We start from the raw sequence: 23,915 nt of genomic DNA, 5'->3' as shown, positions 1-23,915 counted from the left end.
GCTCCCCGTGACGCTGTCGTCGGACCGGGTGCACCTCTCGGTGCCGACCCGGTCCGACACGGCGGCCATCACGCAGGGCTGCCAGGACCCGGCGGTCATCCGGTGGACCACCGTCCCGACGCCGTACACCGACCGGGACGCGCAGACGTTCGTCGACGCCCTCGTCGGTCCGGGCTGGGCGTCCGACCGCGAGTACACGTGGGGCGTCCGCCGTCCGGGATCGACCTGGCTCGAGGGCGTGGTGTCGTTCCGCACCGAGCACCGCGACCTCGGCTTCTGGCTCGCACCGACGGCCCGTGGCGAGGGGCTGATGCACGCGGCGGTCGAGCTCGTGGCCGACTGGGCGTTCTCCCGTGGTGCCGCGGACGTGTACTGGGAGTGCTACGAGGGCAACGTCGGTTCGGCGTCCGTCGCCCGTGCCAGCGGCTTCTCGTTCACCGGGACCGGTACCGCCCGGATCCCGGACCGGGACGGCGGCCCGACCCGAGCCTGGACCGGACTCCGTCGCGCCGACGGCCTCCCGGCGTCCGACCTGCCCTGGCCCGCGGCCTCGTTCGCTGACAGGGGACAAGAAGGTGACGCGTCACCGACTTCTCGTCGGTAGTGTCGGAGCGTGACCACCGCACCCGACCAGCACGCCCGCCCGGAGGAGCTCCGGGCGATGCGTCGTGCGCTCGAGCTCGCGGCGCTCGGACCGGCCGTCGGTGACCACGCCCGGGTCGGTGCCGTGCTGCTCTCCCCCGCCGGTGACGTCCTCGCCGAGGGCTGGCACAAGGGTGCCGGCACCCCGCACGCCGAGGTCGACGCGATGGCGAAGGTCCCCGTGGGACAGCTGCGGGGCGCCACCGCCGTCGTGACGCTCGAGCCGTGCAACCACGTCGGACGGACCGGCCCCTGCGCCCTCGCACTGCTCGAGGCCGGTGTCGGGCGGGTCGTGTACGCGGTCGACGATCCGGGCGAGCAGGCCAGTGGCGGCGCCGAGCGGCTCCGCGCGGCCGGCGTCGACGTCGTCAGCGGAGTCCTCGCCGACGAGGCCGAGGCGTTCCTCGAGCGCTGGCTCCTGTCCGTCCGGGCCGGGCGCCCGTGGGTGACCGTGAAGTGGGCCTCCAGCCTCGACGGGCGCGCAGCCGCGGCCGACGGGACGAGCAAGTGGATCACCGGCGCCGCCGCCCGCCAGCACGTGCACGAGCAGCGGGCCGCTCACGACGCGATCCTGGTCGGCACCGGGACGGTGCTCGCCGACGACCCGAGCCTGACCGCGCGGGGCGACGCCGGCGAACTGCTCGCCGACCAACCGCTCCCCGTCGTCGTCGGTGACCGTCCCGTCCCCGACGACGCCGCGGTCCGCCGACACCCGCGCGGGCTGCTGACCCTGCCGGGGCACGACCTCGCCGCCTCGCTGCACACCCTGCGCGACCACGGCGTGCACTCCGTCCTCGTCGAGGGCGGTCCCACGGTCGCCTCGGCGCTCGTCGCCGCCGGCCTGGTCGACGAGGTCCTCGTGTACCTCGCGCCCGTGCTGCTCGGTGGCCCGCGCACCGCGATCGGCGACGTCGGCGTGGGAAGCATCGGTGACCGCCGACAGTTGGACATCACATCGACCACCAGCCTCGGCCCCGACCTGCTGGTCCGCGCTCGACCCCACCGCGTCCGGACCGGCACCGTCCGTCCCGACGACGCGGCGACGACGACGACCGCGACCACGCCGACCGTGGCCGCAGCAGGCACCGCCGACCAGGCACAGAACGACCGGAGCACCCCATGACCGACGCACTCACCTCCCCCACCCCGGGCAGCCCGGTGCAGTTCGAGGTCGCGACCACCGTCCCGACCACCCACGGCACCTTCGAGATGCGCGCCTACCGCGACCTCGTCACGAGCGCCGAGCACGTCGCGATCATCGCGACCCTGCCCGACGGCTCGATGCCCGGGGACGACGCCCTGGTGCGGGTGCACTCCGAATGCCTGACCGGCGAGGCGTTCGGGTCGCTGAAGTGCGAGTGCGGACCGCAGCTCGACGCCGCGCTCGACACCATCGCTGCGGAGGGCGGGGTCGTCGTCTACCTGCGCGGGCAGGAGGGCCGTGGCATCGGGCTAATCAACAAGCTCAAGGCCTACCGCCTGCAGGAGGACGGGCTCGACACGCTCGACGCCAACCTGGCACTCGGGCTGCCGGCCGACTCGCGCGAGTACGGCGGGGCGGCGGGCATCCTCGCCGACCTCGGCATCTCCCGCGTCCGCCTGCTGTCGAACAACCCCGAGAAGCGTCGGCAGCTCGAGGAGCACGGCATCACGGTGTCGTCGCTCGTGCCGCTCGTGGTCGGCGTCGTCGCGCAGAACGCGGGCTACCTCGACACGAAGCGCGACCGCATGGGGCACCAGCTGCCCGCGCACCTCGAGGCCGGCGCAGCCAACTGACGGCGGCGACCAGCCGCCGGCGGCGACCAGCCGGCGGACACCGAGCCGCGGGTGCACGCGGCCACGTGCCTCCCCGCCGATTTCCCGCTGGGCGACGGGTGTCGTAAGCTGAGGGTTCCGTCACGAGCGGTCCACCACCCACCGAACGCACCCGGTCCGAGCCCGCGCCACCAAGCGCGACCGACCGGTGTCCGCAGCTTCGGAACACCGCCGCGTTCCCCGTGAACGCTCCCCTCGGAGTCCCCGTACATGACCGCCGCCCCGGCACCCGCCGCCACGACCGACACGAAGCCCGCCGGCAACCCACGCTCCCGCGTGATCATCGCCAGCCTCGTCGGCACCTCGATCGAGTTCTACGACTTCTACGTCTACGCGACCGCCGCCGTCCTCGTCTTCCCGACCCTGTTCTTCCCGAACGAGGACCCGACGGCCTCGCAGCTGTCGTCCTTCGTCACGTTCGCCCTCGCGTTCTTCGCCCGTCCGGTCGGATCGATCGTCTTCGGCCACTTCGGCGACCGCGTCGGTCGGAAGGCCACCCTCGTCGCCTCGCTGCTCGTGATGGGGACGGCGACCTTCCTGATCGGCTGCCTGCCGACGTTCGCGTCGATCGGCATCTGGGCGCCGGTCCTGCTCGCCGTGATGCGGTTCGCCCAGGGCGTCGGCCTCGGCGGCGAGTGGTCCGGCGCGGCGCTGCTCGCAACGGAGAACGCCCCGAAGGGCAAGCGCGGCGTGTTCGGGTCGATGCCGCAGCTCGGCGCCCCGATCGGCTTCCTGCTCGCGAACGGCCTGTTCATCGCGATCAACGCCGCGATGCCCGCCGGCGCGGACGGCACCCCGAACGCCGACTTCCAGGCGTGGGGCTGGCGCATCCCGTTCCTGCTCTCCGCCGTGCTCGTGATCGTCGGGCTCTACGTGCGGTTCAAGCTCGTCGAGTCGACCGTGTTCCGCGGCGTGCAGGAGTCCGGTTCGGTCGCCAAGGTGCCGCTCGGTCGTGTGTTCCGCACCTCGTGGAAGGCGCTCATCATCGGCACCTTCGGCATGGTCGCCACGTACGTGCTCTTCTACTTCATGACGACGTTCACGCTGTCCTACGGCACCACCGCCGCCGAGGCCGGACCGCTCGTGCCGAAGGTCGGCCTGGGCTACAGCCGCGGCGAGTTCCTCACGCTGCTCATGATCGGCGTGGTGTTCTTCGGCATCTTCACGCCGGTCGCCGGGTGGCTCGCCGACAAGTACGGCCGTCGTCGCACGCTCATCCCCACCACGATCGGCATCGCCCTGTTCGGCCTGACGTTCCAGTTCTGGTTCGCGGCGTCGACCGGGCCGATCACCGTCGTGACCTTCCTCATCGTGGGCCTGTCGCTCATGGGCCTGACGTTCGGCCCGATGGGGGCGCTGCTGCCGGAGCTCTTCCCGACGAACGTCCGCTACACCGGGTCCGCGATCGCGTACAACGTGGCGTCGATCCTCGGGGCGTCGCTCGCGCCGACGATCGCCCTGGCGCTGTGGCAGCCGGACGGCACGATCGTGTGGGTCGGGCTCTACCTGACGCTCGCCGCCGTCGTGACCGTCGTCGCGCTGTTCTTCGTCCGCGAGACGAAGGGTGCCGGGCTCGACGAGGCCGACGCGGCCGGCTCGCCCGACGCGGCGCCGGCGGACGTGCGGGCGTGACCCGCGCACGCTGACGCGACCACCCCACGGGACGGGAGGCGCGGTGCCGGACCGGCACCGCGCCTCCCGTCCGTGTGCCGCCGCTGCGGAACGACCGATGCGTCGTCGTACGACAGCGGGCGTGTCGTACGACAACGGTCCCGCCCCGCACGCAACGCCCGCGCCCCACGCGCACGCCGCTCCCACGCGACGGTGCGAAGATGGACGACGGCCGCCAGCACACCCAGCACGGGCGGCAGGAACCAGGAACGATGAGCCTCTTCTCCGCACGCCGCAAGCCGTCCGAGGGTCCCCGCGCGAGCTTCGGTCGCCTGCTGACCTACCTGTTCGAGAACAAGCCCGCGATGGCCGTGATCATCGTGCTGAGCGTCCTCGGAGCCGGCGCCTCGCTCGCGCAGCCGCTGCTCGTGAACCAGGTCGTCACCGCGGTGCAGCGGGGCCAGACCCTGTCGCTGCTGGTGTGGGTACTCGTGGCACTCGTCATCGTGTCCGGACTGCTGAACGGCATCCAGCACTTCCTGCTCCAGCGCGCCGGCGAGGGCGTGGTGCTCTCCACCCGCCGCAAGCTCATCGCCCGGATCCTCAACCTGCCGATCTCCGAGTTCGACACCCGCCGCACGGGCGACCTGGTGTCCCGCGTCGGCAGCGACACCACGCTCCTGCGCGCCGTGCTCACGCAGGGGTTGATCGAGTCGATCGGCGGTGCGCTCACCTTCGTCGGCGCGATCATCGCGATGGCGGTCATCGATCCCCTGCTCCTCGGCATCACCGTCGTCATCGTGCTCGTCGCGATCGTCGTCGTCGGCGGGCTCAGCCGCCGCATCCGCGTCGCGTCGAAGCGCGCGCAGGAGAAGGTCGGCGACCTGACCGCCGCGGTCGAGCGGGGCATCGGCGCCGTTCGCACGATCCGCGCCGCCGGGGCCACCGACCGCGAGGTCGCCGAGGTCGACGGCCACGCCACCGAGGCCTACCGCCGCGGCCTCGACATCGCGAAGATGTCGGCGTTCGTCGTCCCCGTCGCCAGCATCGTCATGCAGGTCGCGTTCATCGCCGTGCTCGGCGTCGGCGGGGCGCAGGTCGCCGGAGGGCAGATCACCATCGCCACGCTCATCACCTTCATCCTGCTGCTGTTCATGATGGTCATGCCGCTCGGTCAGGCGCTCGGTGCCGCCGTCGCCGTCGCGCAGGCGCTCGGCGCCCTCGGTCGCATCGAGGAGATCCTGCACCTGCCGACCGAGGACCAGGACGACGGCGCCGTCCGGGTCGCCGCAGCGACCGAGACGGACGACGCGATCGCGTTCGAGCACGTCACGTTCCGGTACGCACGTGCCGCGGACGCGAGCGGTCCGGACGGCGCCGCTCCGTCAGCCGACGCTGCCACGTCCGCAGGCGAGGCCCGGTCTGGAGGCCCGGGTGCAGTCGACGAGGCAGCCCCGGCCGACGACGTGGTGCTGGACGACGTGTCGTTCCGGGTGCCGCGCGGCTCGCGGGTCGCGCTGGTCGGCCCCTCCGGTGCCGGCAAGTCCACCACGCTGGCGCTCATCGAGCGCTTCTACGACCCGACGTCGGGCGTGATCCGGCTCGGCGGCGTCGACGTCCGCGGGCTCGACCGCGCCGAGCTCCGCGCGCAGATCGGGTACGTCGAGCAGGACGCCCCCGTGCTGGCCGGCACCATCCGGGCGAACCTGCTGCTCGGATCCCCCGACGCCTCCGAGGCGGCGTGCGTCCGGGTGCTCGAGGCCGTCAACCTGGGCGACGTGCTGCACCGCGACCCCCGCGGCCTCGACGCGCAGGTCGGTGAGGACGGCGTCATGCTCTCCGGGGGCGAGCGGCAGCGGCTCGCGATCGCCCGGGCGCTGCTCGCCGCTCCCCCGATCCTGCTGCTCGACGAGTCGACCTCGTCGCTCGACGGCGTGAACGAGCAGAAGATGCGCCTGGCGATCGACGCCGTCGCGGCCGACCGCACGCTGCTCGTCATCGCGCACCGACTGTCCACCGTCGTCGACTCGGACGTCATCGTCGTGCTCGAGCACGGCCGGGTCGTCGGCACGGGCACGCACTCCGAGCTCGTGCAGTCCACCCCGCTCTACCGCGACCTGGCGAAGCACCAGCTGCTGGTCTGACGCGCCGGCTCGCCGAACGTGCGGGGGTCAGGCGGCGAAGGGGTCCGGGGTCAGGACGTAGACCGACTCCAGGTACTCCTCGAGGCCCTCGTGGGAGCCCTCGCGGCCGAGCCCCGACGACTTCACGCCACCGAACGGGAACGCCGCGTTCGACACGACGCCGGTGTTCAGGCCGAGCATCCCCGTCTCCAGGCGCTCGGCGAGCCGCTGGCCCCGACGGAAGTCGGTCGTGAACGCGTAGGCCACCAGCCCGTACTCAGTGTCGTTCGCCAGGCGGATGCCCTCCTCCTCGGTGGTGAACCGCGTGATCGACACGACCGGTCCGAAGATCTCCGTGGTGAGGATGTCCGAGCCCGGCTGGACCTGGTCGAGCACCGTCGGCGTGTAGAAGGTCCCCGGACGGTCGACCCGCTCGCCGCCCGTCACCAGACGCGCACCGCGCTGCACGGCGTCGTCCACGAGCCCGGCGGCCTTGTCCACGGCACGGTCGTCGATGAGCGGGCCGATGGTCGTCCCGTCCTCGGTGCCACGGCCGATGCGCAGTTCCTCGACCTTCGCGCTGAGCGCCGCGGTGAAGGCGTCCGCGATGCCCTCCTGCACGAAGAAGCGGTTCGCCGCGGTGCAGGCCTCGCCGACGTTGCGGAACTTGGCCTGCATCGCGGCGGCGACGGCCTCGTCGAGGTCGGCGTCGTCGAACACGAGGAGCGGTGCGTTCCCACCGAGCTCCATGCTCGTCTTGAGGACGTTGTCGGCCGCCTGCTTGAGCAGCGCCGAGCCGACGGGCGTCGACCCCGTGAAGGTGAGCTTCCGGAGTCGGCGGTCGGCGATGATCGGCTCGGACAGCGCCTTCGCGTCGCGCGACGGCACCACGTTGAGCACCCCGTCCGGCAGCCCGGCGCGGCGGAACAGCTCGACCAGGAAGAGCGTCGTGAGCGGGGTCAGGTCGGCCGGCTTCAGCACCACGGTGCAGCCCGCCGCGAGCGCGGGGCCGATCTTGCGGGTCGCCATCGCGAGCGGGAAGTTCCACGGCGTGATCGCGTAGACCGGACCGACCGGGCGGCGGAGCACGATGCCCCGGCCGGTGCCCTCCGGGTTGGTGCGGTAGTCGCCGGAGATGCGCACGGCCTCCTCCGAGAACCACCGCAGGAACTCGCTGCCGTACGCGACCTCGCCGCGGGACTCGGCGAGGGGCTTGCCCATCTCGAGCGTCATCAGGGCCGCGAGGTCGTCCTCGTGCTCGTGCGCCAGGTCGAACGCACGGCGCAGGATGTCCGAGCGGGTCCGCGGTGGCGTCGACGCCCAGCCCTCCTGCGCGGCCACGGCGGCGTCGAGTGCCGCGATGCCGTCCTCGGGCGTGGCGTCGGCGACCTCGGCGAGGACCTCGCCGGTGCTCGGGTCGCGGACCGGGAAGGTCGCACCACCGCTCGCGGGACGCCAGGCACCGGCGATGAAGAGGCCGGTGGGGACGTCGGCGACGGAGACGTGTTCGTCGGCGACGGTCGTGGTCGGGCCGGTCGAGGACGTGCCGGTCGCGGTCGAGCCGGTGGTCGTGGGGGTGGTGGTCACAGTACTGCTCCTCCGGGGTTCGCGAGCCCCTCGTCCATGTCGCTGCGGTCGACGTGCCCGCCGACCGCACTGATCTCGTCCAGGGCACGTTCGCTGCGCTCCGGGTCGACGCCCGCGACGAGGTCCTCGTACACGGCGACGTCGTACCCGGCGGCCCGCGCGTCGAGCGCCGTGGCGCGCACGCAGTGGTCGGTGGCGATCCCGACGATGTCGACCGTCGTCACCCGGCGCTCCGCGAGCAGGTCGGGCAGCGCGGTGCCGTCCTCGGTGCTCGCCTGGAACGCCGAGTAGTCCGGGCGACCCCGACCCTTGAACACGTGCACGTCGATCACGCTCGTGTCGAGGTCCGGGTGGTAGTCGGCGCCCGGGGTACCGCCGACGCAGTGCACCGGCCACGTGTCCACGAAGTCGGGCCCCTCGGGTCCGGCGAAGTGGCCGCCGTTGTCGTCGTCGCCGTGGTGCCAGTCGCGGGAGCCGACGATGAGGTCGTACTCGTCCCCGTGCCGCCCGGTGAAGGCACTGATCCGCTCCGCGACGGCTGCGCCCCCGGTCACACCGAGCGCACCGCCCTCCGTGAAGTCGTTCTGGACGTCGACGACGAGCAGTGCCCTGGCCATGGATCCATCCTGCACCCGGCGGCTCCGCACCGCGTGAGGGACGGCGGGTCGCAGGCGGTCAGGACGAGGTCAGGCTCCCGCCGCACCGGTAGGTCGCCGCGGTCACGGCGTCGAGTGCCGGCAGCGCTGCCGCGCGCGAGGACCCGATCGCGTAGAACGCGAAGGTCAGGCGCGTGCCGTCCGCCGCGTCGATGTACCCGCCGAGCGTGTTCGCGCTGTCGATCCACCCGGTCTTCGCGTGCACCTTGCCACGCGCGACCGCGTTCGCACCCGTGAACCGGCTCGCCAGGGTGCCGGAGACACCGGCGACCGGCAGCGACTCCGACAGCACCCCGAGGCCCTTCTGCCCAGCGGCGACCGCGACCATCAGGTGGGCGACGAAGGACGGCGACACCGCGTTCGAGGCGCTCTCCCCCGAGCCGTCCTTGATCGTGATGCCGGCGGGGTCGAGGCCGTACCCGGCGAGGGCCTTCTGGTAGACGCCCGTCAGCGACGCCGCCGAGCCGCCCGCGCCGGACTCCTTCGACGAGACGCGGGCGAGCATCTCGGCCAGGGTGTTGTCGGAGTTCGGGATCATCTGCCCGATCAGCGTGGACACCGGCTGCGAGGAGACCGAGGCGATCTGGTCCGTGCTCGTGGTCGCACGCTCCACCACCTGCGCGCTCCCGGCACCCACGACGCCCGCGTTCGCGAGTGCCGTGCGGAACGCCGCGCCGGCCCGACCGACCGGATCGGTCGAACGGGGTGAGGTCGCCGCCGCCGGGTTCGCCCGGTCACCGTCGACCATGAGCGCGGTGACCCGCGGCTGGTACCCGATCGTGCGTTCGCTCTCCGGCCAGGTCGGGTCCCACGCGTCGGCGTCGGACCAGTAGCTGTCGTCCGCGACGATCGTCGTCACCGGGGCGTCGCCGAGCGCCGACTTCACCTGCTGCGCGAGCTGCGCGAGGGTCGGTGCCCCCGGGTAGACCGTGCCGTTGCCGGCCGAGAGCGTCGCGTCGCCGTGCCCGACGAGCGCGACGGTGCCGTCGCCCTCCCGTGTCACCGTGGTGGGGATGCGGTGGTCACCGCCGAGGACCGCGAGCGCCGTGGCACTCGTCAGCGTCTTCATCACACTGCCGGTCTGCGCCGCCGTGTCGCCGTTCCGCGAGAACAGCGTCTCGCCCGTCGCGGCGTTCATCACGAAGCCCTCGAACGAGCCGAGCCCGGCGGCCGAGGCCGCCGCGTCGATGGTGCAGGTGCGCAGGGCCGACGGCCCCGCGGGGGCATCGGGCACGGCTCGCGCATCGACGGTCGGCGTCGGACTCGGCGTCGCGGAGGCACGCGGCGTCCCCGACGGTGCAGCGGACGCCGACGACGGTGTTCCTGCGGACCGGCGGTCGGGCATGGTCGCCGCGGCGACCGCGACCGAGGCGCCGGAGCCGAGCAGGAGCACACCGACGAGACCGCCGGCGATCCACGGGACCGGTCGCCGGGCCACCGAGCGGCGCAGGGCGGCGACCACATCGCGGACACGTGTCGGGACGGACTTCGACGAGGGCTGCTGGTCGGACATCGTGACCGATCCTACGGAACCGCGGGAGGAGCCTCCAGGCCGGATCCGCGATCGGTGTGACCGCTCGCCGGGGTCGGTCTGCGCCGGGATCGGCCCGCCGCCGGGGTCGGGCTGCCGCCGGGGTCAGCCCGCCGCGGGGGTCAGTCTGCCGCGGGGGTGCCCGACTCCGCCGTGTCGGCCGCGTAGCGGACGCCGACCTGGCGACGGGCCTCGTCCATCACCGCCATGATCGCGACCGTCTCCTCGGGGTCCATCACCCCGCCCTCGTGGGTGCCGGACGTGACCATCGCCTCGAACGCACGGGCCTCGTGCGCGTACCCGGTGAGCTCCTCGCGCGAGTCGTACTCCTCGACCACCGTGCCGTCACGGTCGCGGAGCCGCCAGGTCGTCGGCGTGTACCAGGTGTCGTCGAGGTCGATCCGACCGTCCTCGCCGATGATCGACGCCGTGTTCGGGCTCCGCAGGTCGAGGCCGAAGTGGAGCGTCGACTGGGTGCCGCCGTCGTGCGTGAGCACCACGCCCATCTGCGTGTCGACGCCCTGGTCGCTCAGCGTCCCCGCTGCCGTGACCGCGGTGGGGACGCCGAGCACGTCCACGGCGAACGAGATCGGGTAGACGCCGAGGTCGAGGATCGCGCCGCCGCCGAGCGCCGGGTCGTTCAGCCGGTGGTGCGGGTCGGTCGGCAGGGCCTGGTGGTGGGTGGCCTCGACCAGGCGCGGGCGGCCGACGCGTCCCTCGGCGACGAGTTCCCGGATCATCCGCATCTGCGGCAGGAACCGTGTCCACATGGCTTCGGACACCGCCACGTCGGCGCGTCGGGCGGCGTCGACCACGCGGCGGGCCTCGGCCGCGGTGATCGTGAAGGCCTTCTCGACCAGGACGTGCTTGCCCGCGGCGATCGCGAGCAGCGCGTCCTCCGCGTGGCGGGAGTGGGGCGTCGCGACGTACACCGCGTCGACGTCGGGATCGCCGACGAGTTCCGCGTAGGAGCCGTGCGCGCGGGGGATGCCGTGCTCGGCGGCGAACGCCTCGGCGGACGTTCGGGAGCGGCTGCCGACGGCGACGAAGTCGATGCCGGCAGCGGTGCAGTCCGCCACGAACGAGTGGGCGATGCCGCCCGTGCCGATGACTCCCCAGCGAACCGTCATGCGCCCTGTCTACCAGCGGGCCGCCGTGCGCCCTGTCCACCAGCGCGCAACTGTCCGTCGGAGCAGCGAGCACCTGTACGGACCCACATGGACCGCTCGGCTGACCGACAGCTAGCGTGCTGCTGTCCCCCGATCGGGGGCGTCTCCGAGCCGAAGGTCACCAGGTCTCCATGCGCCGATCCCTCCGCACCGCCGTCGCCACGAGCGCGGCACTCCTCGTCGTCTCCACCGTCCTCACCGCCGCGCCGGCCGACGCACACGGCTGGGCACCACCCGCCCACGGCCCCGACTCGTCGCTCGCGCCGAGGACGCACTTCACCATGGCGGCGGACGGCTCCTCCGGCGCCACGGAGGGGGGCGAGGGCATCCCGAACATCGACTCGGTCAAGAAGACCGTCGCGACCTACTACGGCGACCCGGGCACCGGCCTCGCGAACCGGACCGACTCCCCCTACATCCGGGAGATGCGGTCGATCGTCGACCGGGAAACGCGGCAGCTGCAGGGCATCCACGACCGGGCGGTCCGGCACGGGCAGCGGCCGGCGATCGTCCTCGACACCGACGACACGACGCTCTGGACCTACGACATGGAGGTCGCGGACATGCACTTCGTCTTCGACCCCGCACGCCAGGACGAGTGGGTGCAGGACCAGCGGTTCCCGGCGACCCCGTCCATGGTCGACTTCGTGGACCGCGCGCAGGCGATGGGCTTCACCGTCTTCGGGCTGACCGGCCGCAACGACGACCAGAAGACCGCGACCGTGCAGAACCTGGCGAAGGTCGGCTACACCGCCTTCTCCGAGGACCGCTTCTTCACGAAGTGGACCGGCACCGGCGCATCGCAGCAGCCGTCGTACATCACCTGCGCGGCCGCGAAGTGCTCGACCGTCGAGTACAAGGCGCTCACCCGGAAGCACATCGAACAGGACCTCGGCTACGACATCGCGCTGAACGTCGGCGACCAGTGGAGCGACCTGCAGGGCGGGTACGCCGACCGGACGCTGAAGCTGCCGAACCCCACCTACTTCCTCCCCTCTGCAGACCTGCCCGGGGTCCGCGAGCCGCGCCTCACCCCGCGGACGCGGTTCACGATGGCTGCCGACGGCTCCTCCGGCGCCACCCAGGGCGGCGAGGGCATCCCGAACATCGACTCGGTCAAGAAGACCATCGCGATCTACTACGGCGACCCCGGGACCGGCCTCGCGAACCGCACCGACTCCCCCTACATCCGGGAGACCGCGCAGCTCGTCGCGCGCCAGGCACCGGCGATCGCCCGACAGTGCGCCGTCGCCCGGAGCCAGCGCCGCAACCCGGCGATCGTCCTGGACGCCGACGACACGACGCTCTGGACCTACGACATGGAGGTCGCCGCCATGCACTTCGTGTTCGACCCGACGCTGCAGGACGCGTGGGTCCAGGACCAGCGGTTCCCCGCGACGCCCGGCATGCCCACGCTGGTCGCCGCCGCACAGCAGGCGGGCTGCACCGTCATCGGCGTGACCGGTCGGAACGAGGCGCAGCAGGACGCGACCATCGCGAACCTGCACACGGTCGGCTACCCGGAGTTCGCCGCGACGACCGATGGGAACCGGACGTACTACACGAAGTGGACCGGGACCGGCACCTCGCAGCAGCCGTCGTACGTCACGTGCGCCGCCGCGAAGTGCACGACGATCGAGTACAAGGCGCAGACCCGGGCGCACATCGAGTCCCCTGCCGGTGGTGGGTACGACGTCGTCGCGAACCTCGGCGACCAGTACAGCGACCTGATCGGTGGTTCGGCGGACCGGAGCGTCAAGCTGCCGAACCCGACGTACTACCTGCCCTAGGCGACGACGACGGTCCGGGCTGCACTCGGGACGGGGCGGCCCGGGCTGCACTCGGGACCGGGCGGTCGGCAACGACGGAACCCCCGGTCGGACACTGTCCGACCGGGGGTTCCGGTGTCGAGCCGCCTGTCGGAATCGAACCGACGACCTATTCATTACGAGTGAATCGCTCTGCCGACTGAGCTAAGGCGGCGGACGCTCCGTTCCCGGAGCGGCACGAGCAATGACTATACAGGTTCAGACGAGCGAACGCGAAACGAGCGCGCCGAGCTCGTCGAACGACCGCTGCAGCTCCTCGGAGAGCTCCGTCTCGGAGGCGCTGTCGGACCACTCCCACCAGGCGTGTCGGAGCGCTGCGAGCGCCACCACCGAGGCGAGGCGGGCCCGCCGCCGCAGCGCGTCCGGGTCGGCCGCGAGGTCCGGCTCGGAGGTCGTGAGCCGAGCGGTCACGGCCTCCTCGATCTCGGCCTGGAACTCCTTCATCGACGCCATCCGTCGCGTGAACAACTCGGGCGCGGCGCGGAGCACCCGCTGCCGCTCCGCGAGCAGTCCGCGTTCCTCGACCAGCTCGCTCGTCGTGTGCACGAGCAGGGTTCCGAGGTCGGCGAGCAGCTCGCCGGTCGGACCCCCGGCGCGGAAGGTGTCGAGCGCCGGGCCCGTCGGCAGGGTCGGGTCGTCGCCGAGGAGTGCCTGCTCCTTGCTCGGGAAGTAGTTGAAGAACGTGCGCGGGGACACGTCGGCGCGGCGGGCGACCTCGTCGACCGTGACGGCTGACCAGCCGGAGTCGAGTGCGATCCGCAGGGCGGCCTGCTGGATCGCGAGTCGGGTGGCGCGGCGCTTGCGCTCACGCAGTCCGGGTGCTGCTTCGGGCATGTCGCGATCTTCTCACGCTCGTCGGGGCGTCCGGCTGCAGGGTTGCGCAGGGTCCGGTGGACGGTCGCTGACCCGGCCTGGAGGCGCGGAGCACGTCCGCCCCGCCGGCTCGGCGGATGCCGGACCAGCCTGCCCGCACCGGCTCGCGCCCGCCGACTCCCGCTAGCGGGACGCGCGGGCGATCGTCACGAGCAGTGCCTCGAGCGCGAGCAGCGCCGCGACGTTCGCCGCGATCCGCTCGCGTGCCAGGGCGATCGCGTCGAGGACCTCCAGCGCCGACGCCGGCGGCACGACCTCGAGCGCGCGGTCCAGCTGATCGCGCATCGCCAGGTTCACCGGCTCGGCGGGAGCGCCGAGGCCGAGCAGCAGGAGGTCACGGTACAGCGACGAGACGTCGACGAGGATCCGGTCGAGGCCGTCACGGAGGCTCCGCGTCGCCCGGCGCTTCTGGTCCTCCTCCAGGGCACGCAGCTGCGACCGCAGCGCCGGCGGGACCGTCCCACCCGGTTCCACTCCGAGGGACCGCAGCGCGGCGTCGCGTTCCTCGCCGTCGCGCTGCTGGGTGATCGCCTTGGCGTCCTCGTCCGCGACCGACAGGAGTTCGGCCGCGGCCATGACGGCGTCACCGACCGAGCGCACGCCGAGCACGGTCTCGAGGGTGCGACGTCGACGAGCACGGGCGTCCTCGCTCGTCGCCAGCCGCTGTGCCATGCCGATGTGGCTCTGTGCCTGCCGTGCAGCATCGGTGGCGAGGGCTCGGTCGACCCCGGTGCGGGCGACGATGAGCTCGGCGACGGCGGCGACGTCGGGCACCCGCAGCCGCACCGAGCGGACGCGGGAGCGGATCGTCGGCAGCAGGTCCGCCTCGCTCGGAGCGCACAGGATCCACACGGTCCGCTCCGGCGGCTCCTCGAGCGCCTTGAGCAGCAGGTTCGAGGTGCGCTCCGTCATGCGGTCCGCGTCCTCGATGATGACGACGCGGTACCGCCCCACGGACGGTGAGTAGTACGACGACGTCACCAGCTGGCGGATCTCGTCGATCGTGATGATGACGCGCTGCGTGGTGAGCACCGACACGTCCGGGTGGGTGCGGGCGGTGATCTGCTGCAGGGCGTGGTCGTCGTCCGTGCCCGCGCCGACCAGGGCGGCGGCGAAGGCTGCGGCGACGTTCGACCGCCCGGACCCGGGCGGCCCGGTGATGAGCCACGAGTGCGTCATCCCGCCCGTGCCGTCGGGCGACTCGGCCGCGCTGCGCAGGGCCGCGACCGCGTCGTCCTGTCCGGTCAGGCCGTCCCACACGCTCACGCGGTCATCCTGCCAGCAGCCACCGTCACGCGGGACCGCCTTCGCCCGTGATCCCGACGAGGGCACCGACCGCTGAACGGACCGCACGCTGCACGGCCGGTGTCGGCTGCTCGGCGTCCACGACGAGGAAGCGTTCCGGTTCTGCGGCGGCGGCGTCGAGGAACGCGCGTCGGACCGTCTCGTGGAACGTCGACGCCTCGGACTCGAGGCGATCGAAGACGTCGCCCCGCGCGGCTGCGACGCGACTGCGCCCCACCGTCACGTCGAGGTCGAGCAGCACCGTCAGGTCCGGCACGAGTCCGTCTGCGGCCCAGTCCGAGACCGAGCGGATGCGGTCGGCACCGAGCCCGCGTGCGACGCCCTGGTACGCCACCGACGAGTCGATGTAACGATCCTGCAGGACGATCGCGCCCCGGGCGAGCGCGGGTCGGACGACCGTCTCGACGTGGTGCGCGCGGTCGGCTGCGTAGAGCAGTGCCTCGGCGCGCGGTGCGATGTGACCCCGCTCGTGCAGCACCATCTCGCGGATGCGCTGCCCGAGCTCCGTGCCACCCGGCTCCCGCGTGCGGACGACGGTGCGACCGTGCTCCTCGAGCCATGCCGTGAGGAGTTCGGCCTGGGTCGTCTTGCCCGCGCCGTCGCCACCCTCGAGGGTGATGAACCGCCCGGTCACTTCTTCTTGGCGGCGGTCTTCCGCGCCGGCGCCTTCTTCTTCACCGGTCCCTTGGCACGCTTGTCCGCGAGCAGCTGCACGGCGCGGGCGTGGTCGACGGTCTCGACGTCCTCGCCGCGCGGGATGGTTGCGTTCGTCTCGCCGTCCGTGACGTAGGGGCCGAAGCGCCCGTCCTTCACCTTGATCGGCTTGCCGGACACCGGGTCCGCCTCGAACTCCTTGAGCGCGGCGGTGGCTGCACGCCGGCCGCCGTACTTCGGCTGTGCGAACAACTCCAACGCGCCGGGCAGGTCGACCTCGAAGATCGCGTCCTCGCTCGGCAGGGTCCGCGTGTCCGTCCCCTTCTTGATGTACGGACCGTAGCGCCCGTTCTGCGCCGTGATGTCGTCGCCGGACTCCGGGTCCTTGCCGACGACGCGGGGCAGGTCGAGGAGCTTGAGCGCGGTCTCGAGGTCCACCGTCTGCGGGTCCATCGACTTGAACAGCGACGCGGTGCGCTCCTTCGGCGCCGCGGCCTTCTTCGTCGTCTTCTTCGCCGGGGCCTTCGCACCCTTCGCGGTGGTCGTCGCCGCTTCCGCTGCCGCGGACGCAGCCTGCGCGGTGGAGGCGTCCGCTCCGGCGGCGGCCGGTTCCGTGACCTCGCCGGTGGCCGGGTCGACGGTGGGCTCCGGCTCGGGAGTGCGCTCGGTGACGTACGGCCCGAACCGGCCGTCCTTCGCCAGCACCTCCTTCCCCGTCTCGGGGTTGATGCCGACGACGCGGTCGCCGACGACCGGGGCCTCGACGAGTTCGCGCGCCTTCTCGGCGGTGAGCTCGTCGGGTGCCAGGTCCTCGGGCACGTTCACCCGACGCGGCTTCTCCGGGTCGTCGCTCGGCACCTCGATGTAGGGGCCGTAGCGTCCGATGCGCAGGGTCAGACCCGGGGCGAGCTCGACCGAGTTGATGTCGCGCGCGTCGATCTCGCCGAGGTTGTCGATGACCGTGCGGAGGCCGCGGTGGTCGCCGCCACCGAAGTAGAAGCCCTTGAGCCAGTCGATGCGGTCGGCGTCACCGCTGGCGATGCGGTCGAGGTCCTCTTCCATGCCCGCGGTGAAGTCGTACTGCACCAGGTCGCCGAAGTGGTCCTCGAGGAGTCGGACCACGCTGAACGCGATCCAGTTCGGCACGAGGGCGCTCCCGCGCTGCGTGACGTAGCCGCGGTCCATGATCGTCGAGATGATCGCGGCGTAGGTCGACGGACGACCGATGCCGAGCTCCTCGAGCGTCTTCACCAGGCTGGCCTCGGTGTAGCGCGGCGGAGCCGAGGTGTCGTGCCCCTTGGCCTCGACCTCGCTGACGCCGAGGTGGTCGCCCTCGGCCATCTGCGGGAGCTTGGCATCGCCGTTCTCGCCGCCGCTGTGCCGGTCCTCGTCGCGACCTTCCTCGTAGGCGTTGAGGAACCCGCGGAAGGTGATGACGGTGCCGGACGCGGTGAACTCGGCGTCCGTGCCGTTCGCGGTCGAGGCGACGCCGGCGACGCTGTCGCTCGAGGTGACACCGAGGACGACCGAGGCGGTCGACCCCTTGGCGTCGGCCATCTGCGAGGCGACCGTGCGCTTCCAGATGAGGTCGTAGAGCTTCCAGTCGTTGCCCCGGAGCACGCCGTCCATCTCGGAAGGGGTCCGGAACGTGTCGCCGGCGGGGCGGATGGCCTCGTGCGCTTCCTGGGCGTTCTTGCTCTTCCCCGCGTAGCTGCGCGGCTTGTCGGGGATCGTCTCCGGTCCGTACAGCGCCGACGCCTGCTTGCGTGCAGCGGTGACCGCCTGCTGCGACAGCGACGAGGAGTCCGTACGCATGTAGGTGATGTGGCCGTTCTCGTACAGCCCCTGCGCGACGCTCATCGTCTGCCGAGCGGAGAACCGGAGCTTGCGCGCGGCCTCCTGCTGCAGCGTCGACGTCGTGAACGGCGCAGCCGGTCGACGTGTGTACGGCTTCGACTCGACGCTGCGGACGACCGCGTCGCCGGCGCCCTCGAGCACGGTGGTGAGCGCGGCGGCCGAGGCCTCGTCGAGGCGGACGGCCTCGCCCTTCAGCGCACCACGGTCGTCGAAGTCGCGGCCGGAGGCGACCCGCGTCCCCTGCAGCCGGGCGAGGCGGGCGGTGAAGGCGGTGTCGCCGACCTTCTCGAACCGAGCCGTCAGGTCCCAGTAGTTGGCGGACACGAACGCCAGGCGCTCGCGCTCCCGGTCGACGACGAGTCGCGTCGCAGCCGACTGCACGCGACCCGCGGACAGCCCGGGCCCGACCTTGCGCCAGAGCACCGGTGAGACCTCGTACCCGTAGAGGCGGTCGAGGATGCGGCGGGTCTCCTGCGCGTCGACCAGGGCGGTGTCGAGCTCACGGGTGGCCTCCTGCGCGCGCTGGATGGCCTCCTTCGTGATCTCGTGGAACACCATGCGCTTGACCGGCACCTTCGGCTTGAGGACCTGGAGCAGGTGCCACGCGATGGCCTCACCCTCGCGGTCCTCATCAGTTGCGAGGTAGAGCTCGTCGGCGTCCTTCAGGGCGCGCTTGAGCTCGGTCACGGTCTTCTTCTTCGCGTCGGAGACGACGTAGTAGGGCTCGAAGCCGTTGTCGACGTCGACCGAGAACTTCCCGAGCGAGCCCTTCTTCAGCTCAGCCGGCAGGTTCTTGGGCTCGACGAGGTCGCGGATGTGTCCGACTGACGCCTGGACCTCGTATCCGTCGCCGAGGTATTGCGCGATCGTCTTCGCCTTCGCGGGGCTCTCGACGATCACGAGCTTCTTCGTGCCTGGCACGTGACTCCTTGATCGATGGTGCGCGCCGGCCCAGGACCGCAACGGTGTCCGGGTCGACCGGGACAACGGTGACCGGGGGCCGACGTGCACACCATACACACACAGTTCGGGCAGGCCGCACGCGGGACCCGCGACGGCGACGGCGTCCGCGGCGGACCCGCCGGAGCCCGCCACCGTCCGGACCCGGGCGGTGGCGGCGGCCGTGGCGCACGCGTCCAGTGCCGCCCCGTTCGCCGTGGCGACGCGAGCGGCGACGGCGCAGGGCGGTCCGGGGACGCGGTGCACGAGTGCGGCAGCGGCGGCGAGGGCGGCGGCGTCGGCGGCGGCGTGCGTCCGTTCGAGGAGCACCCGGGTCCGGGCACCGGCGAGCGCCGCGGTCCCGACGAGCAGGGCCAGCGCCAGCACGGCGACCAGGGCGACGGTCGCGGAACCCCGGTCCGCCGGGGATCGTTCCCCCAACCGCCCACCCGGGAGGTCGTCACCCGAGAGGCCGTCCGACCGCATCAGCGTCCCCCTTCCGCCGCGCAGCCGGTCGCGTGGAGCGGCACGAGTGCGAACGGACCGGTCGACGCGCCGTGCACCTCCACGCACACCAGGCCGTCCTCGTGCCGCACGCGCGAGGTCGCACCGGCCGCGGCTGCGAGCGCTGCGTCCGCGGCGGACTCGTCGTCGCGTCCGAGAGCTCGCGACGCCGCTCCGGCGACCGCCTGGAGTCGTCCGACGCGGTCGACCAGCACCACCCCTGCGACCAGTGACACCAGGACGAGGGCGACGAGCGGGAGTGCGACGGCGAACTCGACGGTGACGCTGCCGCGTTCGTCGACCGGTGCTCGCCGTGCGGTCACGGGACCAGCGCTCCGCGGACGAGGTCGGTCAGGATCTGCTGCACCTCACCCGATCGCATGACGGCGACGAGCACGCCGGCGAAGGCGACCGCGGCCAGGATGACGACGGCGTACTCGGCGGTCGCCGAACCGCGGTCGTCGCGGAGCCGGTCCCGGAGACGCCGTGACCGCGGTCGGTGCGTACCGAGCGGTTCCCCGACGGGGCGGCGCGTGCTGCCTCGTGGGTCCCGGGGTGTCGTGTCCGCCGGCGTCGCCGTCGGCGTCCGTGGGGTCGTGTCGGTCATGGGTTCCCCTTCCTCTGTGGTGCATCCACCGTCGGGTACCGGGAGCGCTCGGCGGCGCCGGAGCGGACGGACTGTGGACGGTTCAGCGGAGACCACCCGCGGTGGAGGAGAGGACCCCGGCCACGACCGGCACGACCCCGACCAGGACGAACGCCGGCAGGACGCACACGCCCAGCGGCAGCACGAGCCGGACCGCCAGGCGTTCCGCAGCCGCGAGCCCGGCCGCCGCTGCGTCGTCCCGGAGGTCTTCGGCGGCGGCGCGGAGCAGCGCCGCGGCAGGCACGCCCGCACGTCGGCTCAGGGCGAGGACCTCGTCCAGCCGGATCCGGGCCGCGTCGTCCGCGGTCGCCCGGTGGTCGAGCTCCTGGAGCGTCTCCTGCACGGCCCGCTCTGCCGACCGCCACGACCCACCGGAGCCCAGGGCCACCGCCCAGGCGTCGAGCAGGATCCCCGGGACGTGCCCGTCGGGTGTGGCGACGGCGATCATCCGGTGACTCCAGCGCCGGCCGACGAGCACCAGCAGGGCGGCCGTCGCACAGCACGCCCACCCGACCGGCCGGGCGAGGAGCACCTGGAGCGCGCCGGCACCCCACACCGATCCCAGGCCGAGCCCGAGGAGGGGCAGCGCCAGGACCACCCGCGCGCTCGTGCGCGGCCCGGCGAGGGCGACCCGGACCGCGCGGTCGGCCGCGGCGCTCCGCCGCATGGCCGCGGCGAGCGCTCGGAGCGCGCCGGCCGAGGGGGCCCCGGTCCGTTCTGCGACGCGGAGGACCACGAGGACGTCGTGCCAGGCGGGATCGTCCACCCTGGGCACGCCGCCCACCAGCCCCCAGGCCCGCGGCGGCGGCACCCCGGCGGCGACGAGCACCGCCACGCGGTCGAGGACCCGTGCCGCTCCGGCCGCGTCCGGCACGGTCCTGCTCGTCGGCGCTCGGCGTCGAGTCACGACTCCGCTGTGTCGGCGGGCAGGACCTCGAGCCGCCCGTCCCGTCCGAGCACGCAGGTCCCGACCGCTGCGACACCGCGCCACGACGACCGCCGCTCGAGGTGCACGACGAGGTCGACGGCGCTGACGACCTGTCTGGCGAGCGCCTGCGGCCCCAGCCCCGCCAGCGCGCCGAGTGCCTCGAGCCGGGCTCCGACATCGGCGAGTCCGTTGGCGTGCAGCGTGCCGGCCCCGCCGTCGTGCCCGGTGTTCAGTGCTCCGAGGAGCTCGCGGACCTCGGCGCCGCGACACTCTCCCACCACCAGGCGGTCCGGTCGCATCCGCAGGGCCTCACGCACGAGGCGGTCGAGGCCGATCGCCCCGGTCGCCTCGGCGGAGGCCTGTCGCGCCTCGAGTCCGACGACGTGCGGGTGTTCGATCCGGAGTTCCGCGGTGTCCTCGACCGTGACGATCCGCTCGTCGTGGGGCACCGCGCCGAGCATCGCCGCGAGCACGGTCGTCTTCCCGCTGCCGGTCGCCCCCGTCACGAGCACGTTGCGACGTCGGGCGACCGCGTCCTCGAGCACGGCACGGCGCACGGAGCGGAACGTGCCGAGTCGCTCGAGGCCGGCGAGCGTCGGGCGCTCCGGTCGTGGCAGCCGGACGGACAGCGCAGTGCCGCCGACCGACACCGGCGCGAGGACGACGTGCACGCGGACCCCGTCGCCGAGCCGCACGTCCGCGCACGGCGTCGCCTCGTCGAAACCGTAAAATTGACACTATGGACAAGCCGCAGCCGGTCGGGAGCGCAGACGAAGCGCTCCCGGCCGCAATCTACGCCCGGATCAGCCGAGACAAGGCCGGAGCAGGACTCGGCGTGGACCGCCAGGAGGCAGACTGCAGGGCTCTCGCAGAACGCCTCGGATGGGACGTGGTGGCGGTCTTCGTGGACAACGACATAAGCGCCTACGACCGTCGCAAGGTGCGCCCGGAGTATCGCGCGATGCTGGAAGCGGTGAGGACTGGGAAGGTCCGAGGCATCGTCGCCTGGCACCCCGACCGGCTCCACCGCCGGGCTGCAGAACTCGAGGAGTTCATCACCGTGGCCGAAGCGCACAGCCTCGAGATCCAGACCGTTCAGGCGGGCTCGTACGACCTCGCTACCCCTGCGGGACGCATGGTGGCGCGCATGCTCGGGGCCGCGGCTCAGCACGAGGTCGACCACAGCCGGGAGCGAGTTCAGCGCGCCAAGCAGCAAGCAGCCGCAAGCGGCAAGTACCGCGGTGGCATCCGACCGTTCGGCTTCGAGAAGGACGGGGTGACCGTCCGGGAGTCCGAGGCCCAGATCATCCGGGACGCCACGAAGGGCGTGCTCGCAGGACGAACCCTTGCCGCGCTGACACGTGAACTCAACGAGCGCGGCGTTCAGACTTCTGGACGCTCCGCCACGTGGAAGTACGGCGCACTGCGGGACATGCTGATCCGTCCTCGGAACGCCGGCCTGCTGGCACGAGGTCTCCCCGGCAAGACCGGGCAGTCGTACGAGTTCCAGGTGCTGGGACCCGCCTCTTGGCCCGCAATCGTCTCCGAGGACGAGTGGCGCGCGCTTGTGGCACTCGTGACAGACCCTTCGCGCCGCACGACGCCCTCTAACGAGACGAAGTGGCTCGGGTCAGGCATCTACCGGTGCGGGGTGCCGATCGTCGACGAGAGCGGGCAAGAGCGCCCCTGTGGTGCCACGCTGCGTGCGACACCGCATGGAGGCACCTATGCACGGCAGTACCAACGTCGCTACCTGTACCGGTGCAGCGAGTCAGCACACCTCACGATCGGCCAGAAGCAGACGGACGAGTACGTGCGCGGCATGATCGCCGAACTCGTGCGTGACCCTCGAATCGTCGCCGCGATGAGCCCGGGAACGCCCGACCTTGCCGCCGACCGCGAGCAGCGCTCGGCACTGGCCGCGAGGCTCGAAGCGTTTGAGTCGGACTACGCGCTCGGAAACATCACCGGGCCGCAGCTCGCAAAGGCGACGGCAACGGTCGAGGCGGAGCTCGCCAAGGTGGACGCGAGGCTCGCGAAGGGCCTGAGCCGGTCAGCGTCGTCATCCGTGCTCCGCGCCCCAGACCCCGGCCAGGCGTTCCTCGACGCCCCGATCGACGTTCAGCGGGCTGTTCTCGCCTCGACGCTTCGCGTCGAGGTGCTACCCGCTCTCTCGCGCGGGTCAAAGTGGAGCGCGGAACGGCTTCAAATCACTCGTGCAAGCTAGCCAGCAGGGCGCCGTCGAGACTCGAGACGCCCTGCTGACTGACCCTGACTAGAACTTGCCGTCGACGAACGCGGTGAATGCGTCCACGAGGTCCTGCTGAGACTTCAGAGCCCGGTTCGTGACACGGATGTTGGTGTCGCGACCCGGTTCGAGGCCCTTCTGCTTCTTCAGGACCTTCTTCGGCGTCTTGACCGGCTTCCCGTTGGCGTACACCATCGTCTCGAACTGGGCGTAGGACAAGACGATGGTGCTCCAGAACCGACGCGCGCGCATCAGGATGCGCTCACGTGCCCATCCACTCGGAACGAGCAGGAGGGGTTCGCCGTTGACGACGGGCAGCTCCACGTTGGCGGTGTCCCACATCGACGTAGCCGGGTCCCAGACCTGCCGGGTGAACGTCTGGACGCCCTCCCCGACCGAACGGAACTGCGGGTACTTCGCGATCATGTCGGACGTGAAGTCAGCCAGCGGGCCGTAGATGATCCGCGTCGTGAGGTCCGACGTGATGTCGTTGTCGACACCTTCGACGAAGAGGGGGATGTGTTCGATCTGCTTGAAGACACCCACCGTGATGAGCACCCGGACGTCTCCGAGGAGCGCGTTCCAGATGTCCGTGCCGACCTTGTCGGCACCGCCGTGCCCGTGGAACCCCACCTTCGCCATCCCGAGGCGCGTCTCCCGCGGCTCGGAGAACTTCTGCAGGAGTTCCTCACCTTCCGCGAGCGCCGCCCGCGTCCCGAGGATGATCCGATTCGTGACGGCGTCGAAGAAGGTGTCCAGGCAGTTCACTGCGTTCGTCGCGAACGGCAGCGGCGAACCCAGGAGCCGGATGACGTGCGGGTCCACGTAGAGCCGGTTGTCGTCGTCGAGGTCGACGTCGATGAAGGGCAGCGGCCCCTTGATCCCGTAGTAGTTGCTGAGGAGATTCACGATCTCGCTTCCTGTTCGGTGGCCCGAGGGGAAGCGTGAGACGCCGGTTGCGCCGCAATCATGATTCGCTACACTGCTGGAGACTCATC

At 72.1% G+C, this 23,915-nt stretch carries 18 protein-coding genes, 1 tRNA gene and 2 pseudogenes; 7 read left to right on the top strand and 14 right to left on the bottom strand.

Annotated elements, in window-relative coordinates; translation table 11 throughout:
* The first annotated feature begins 7 nt into the window (after positions 1-7).
* The 5 genes and pseudogenes from QUG98_RS09875 (at position 8) to QUG98_RS09855 (ending at position 6,212) form a co-directional block, all read left to right on the top strand.
* The gene (locus tag QUG98_RS09875; RefSeq protein WP_289470363.1) at positions 8-604 is read left to right on the top strand and encodes a GNAT family N-acetyltransferase; all 597 of its coding nucleotides are present in this window, start codon (positions 8-10) and stop codon (positions 602-604) included.
* Positions 605-661: 57 nt separating this feature from the next.
* Positions 662-1,765, top strand: a complete 1,104-nt coding sequence (ribD, locus tag QUG98_RS09870; protein WP_289470499.1) for a bifunctional diaminohydroxyphosphoribosylaminopyrimidine deaminase/5-amino-6-(5-phosphoribosylamino)uracil reductase RibD — start codon at positions 662-664, stop codon at positions 1,763-1,765.
* Between the two features lie 11 nt (positions 1,766-1,776).
* Positions 1,777-2,418, top strand: a pseudogene (gene ribA / locus QUG98_RS09865) (GTP cyclohydrolase II); the annotation flags it as partial.
* Positions 2,419-2,667: 249 nt separating this feature from the next.
* Positions 2,668-4,089, top strand: a complete 1,422-nt coding sequence (locus tag QUG98_RS09860; protein WP_137767721.1) for an MFS transporter — start codon at positions 2,668-2,670, stop codon at positions 4,087-4,089.
* Between the two features lie 251 nt (positions 4,090-4,340).
* The gene (locus QUG98_RS09855; protein WP_289470362.1) at positions 4,341-6,212 is read left to right on the top strand and encodes an ABC transporter ATP-binding protein; all 1,872 of its coding nucleotides are present in this window, start codon (positions 4,341-4,343) and stop codon (positions 6,210-6,212) included.
* A 27-nt stretch (positions 6,213-6,239) separates the two neighbouring features.
* Here QUG98_RS09855 and QUG98_RS09850 read toward each other — a convergent pair whose 3' ends face one another.
* From QUG98_RS09850 to QUG98_RS09835, 4 genes are all read right to left on the bottom strand, one after another.
* Positions 6,240-7,661, bottom strand: coding sequence for an NAD-dependent succinate-semialdehyde dehydrogenase (locus QUG98_RS09850; protein ID WP_289470498.1), 1,422 nt, complete (start codon positions 7,659-7,661; stop codon positions 6,240-6,242).
* A gap of 113 nt (positions 7,662-7,774) precedes the next feature.
* On the bottom strand, positions 7,775-8,395 hold the full coding sequence (locus QUG98_RS09845; RefSeq protein WP_289470361.1) for an isochorismatase family protein: 621 nt from the start codon (positions 8,393-8,395) through the stop codon (positions 7,775-7,777).
* A 58-nt stretch (positions 8,396-8,453) separates the two neighbouring features.
* Positions 8,454-9,947, bottom strand: coding sequence for a D-alanyl-D-alanine carboxypeptidase/D-alanyl-D-alanine endopeptidase (dacB, locus tag QUG98_RS09840; protein WP_289470360.1), 1,494 nt, complete (start codon positions 9,945-9,947; stop codon positions 8,454-8,456).
* 140 nt (positions 9,948-10,087) lie between these two features.
* Positions 10,088-11,095, bottom strand: coding sequence for a Gfo/Idh/MocA family protein (locus QUG98_RS09835; protein WP_289470359.1), 1,008 nt, complete (start codon positions 11,093-11,095; stop codon positions 10,088-10,090).
* 170 nt (positions 11,096-11,265) lie between these two features.
* Between QUG98_RS09835 and QUG98_RS09830 the strand changes: the two genes are divergently transcribed.
* Positions 11,266-12,924, top strand: coding sequence for an HAD family acid phosphatase (locus QUG98_RS09830; RefSeq protein ID WP_289470358.1), 1,659 nt, complete (start codon positions 11,266-11,268; stop codon positions 12,922-12,924).
* A gap of 120 nt (positions 12,925-13,044) precedes the next feature.
* On the opposite strand, the gene QUG98_RS09825 is transcribed toward QUG98_RS09830, so the two are convergent.
* The 9 genes and pseudogenes from QUG98_RS09825 to QUG98_RS09785 form a co-directional block, all read right to left on the bottom strand.
* Positions 13,045-13,117: transfer RNA gene (locus QUG98_RS09825), tRNA-Thr, on the bottom strand.
* A 44-nt stretch (positions 13,118-13,161) separates the two neighbouring features.
* Positions 13,162-13,797, bottom strand: coding sequence for a TetR/AcrR family transcriptional regulator (locus QUG98_RS09820; protein ID WP_289470357.1), 636 nt, complete (start codon positions 13,795-13,797; stop codon positions 13,162-13,164).
* 162 nt (positions 13,798-13,959) lie between these two features.
* A complete protein-coding gene (locus tag QUG98_RS09815) occupies positions 13,960-15,102 on the bottom strand; it encodes a DNA polymerase III subunit delta' (protein ID WP_289470356.1) in 1,143 nt (380 codons plus the stop codon).
* A 25-nt stretch (positions 15,103-15,127) separates the two neighbouring features.
* Positions 15,128-15,775 (bottom strand): dTMP kinase, encoded by a 648-nt coding sequence (gene tmk, locus QUG98_RS09810; RefSeq protein ID WP_289470355.1) that lies wholly within the window; start codon positions 15,773-15,775, stop codon positions 15,128-15,130.
* The gene (topA, locus tag QUG98_RS09805; protein WP_289470497.1) at positions 15,772-18,573 is read right to left on the bottom strand and encodes a type I DNA topoisomerase; all 2,802 of its coding nucleotides are present in this window, start codon (positions 18,571-18,573) and stop codon (positions 15,772-15,774) included. The genes tmk and topA overlap by 4 nt, the downstream gene beginning before the upstream one ends.
* Positions 18,574-19,076: 503 nt before the next feature.
* Positions 19,077-19,418, bottom strand: a complete 342-nt coding sequence (locus QUG98_RS09800; RefSeq protein WP_289470354.1) for a hypothetical protein — start codon at positions 19,416-19,418, stop codon at positions 19,077-19,079.
* Complete coding sequence (locus QUG98_RS09795) at positions 19,415-19,702, bottom strand: DUF4244 domain-containing protein (RefSeq protein WP_289470353.1); 288 nt, start codon at positions 19,700-19,702, stop codon at positions 19,415-19,417. The genes QUG98_RS09800 and QUG98_RS09795 overlap by 4 nt, the downstream gene beginning before the upstream one ends.
* Positions 19,703-19,784: 82 nt before the next feature.
* Positions 19,785-20,615 (bottom strand): type II secretion system F family protein, encoded by an 831-nt coding sequence (locus tag QUG98_RS09790; protein WP_289470352.1) that lies wholly within the window; start codon positions 20,613-20,615, stop codon positions 19,785-19,787.
* 29 nt (positions 20,616-20,644) lie between these two features.
* Positions 20,645-21,373 (bottom strand): annotated as a pseudogene (locus QUG98_RS09785) (TadA family conjugal transfer-associated ATPase); the annotation flags it as partial.
* A gap of 35 nt (positions 21,374-21,408) precedes the next feature.
* On the opposite strand from QUG98_RS09785, the gene QUG98_RS09780 reads away from it, so the two are divergent.
* A complete protein-coding gene (locus QUG98_RS09780; RefSeq protein ID WP_289470351.1) occupies positions 21,409-22,896 on the top strand; it encodes a recombinase family protein in 1,488 nt (495 codons plus the stop codon).
* Positions 22,897-22,944: 48 nt separating this feature from the next.
* Here QUG98_RS09780 and QUG98_RS09775 read toward each other — a convergent pair whose 3' ends face one another.
* Positions 22,945-23,826 carry a DUF8370 family protein gene (locus tag QUG98_RS09775; RefSeq protein WP_289470350.1) on the bottom strand — a complete coding sequence of 294 codons (882 nt, stop codon included), beginning with the start codon at positions 23,824-23,826 and terminating at the stop codon, positions 22,945-22,947.
* Positions 23,827-23,915: the final 89 nt, after the last annotated feature.

Origin of the sequence: Curtobacterium subtropicum (genome assembly GCF_030362975.1) — a bacterium.
GTDB lineage: Bacteria > Actinomycetota > Actinomycetes > Actinomycetales > Microbacteriaceae > Curtobacterium > Curtobacterium subtropicum.
The sequence above is the reverse complement of the archived record's forward strand: the minus strand, read 5'-3'. Positions and strand labels throughout refer to the sequence as shown.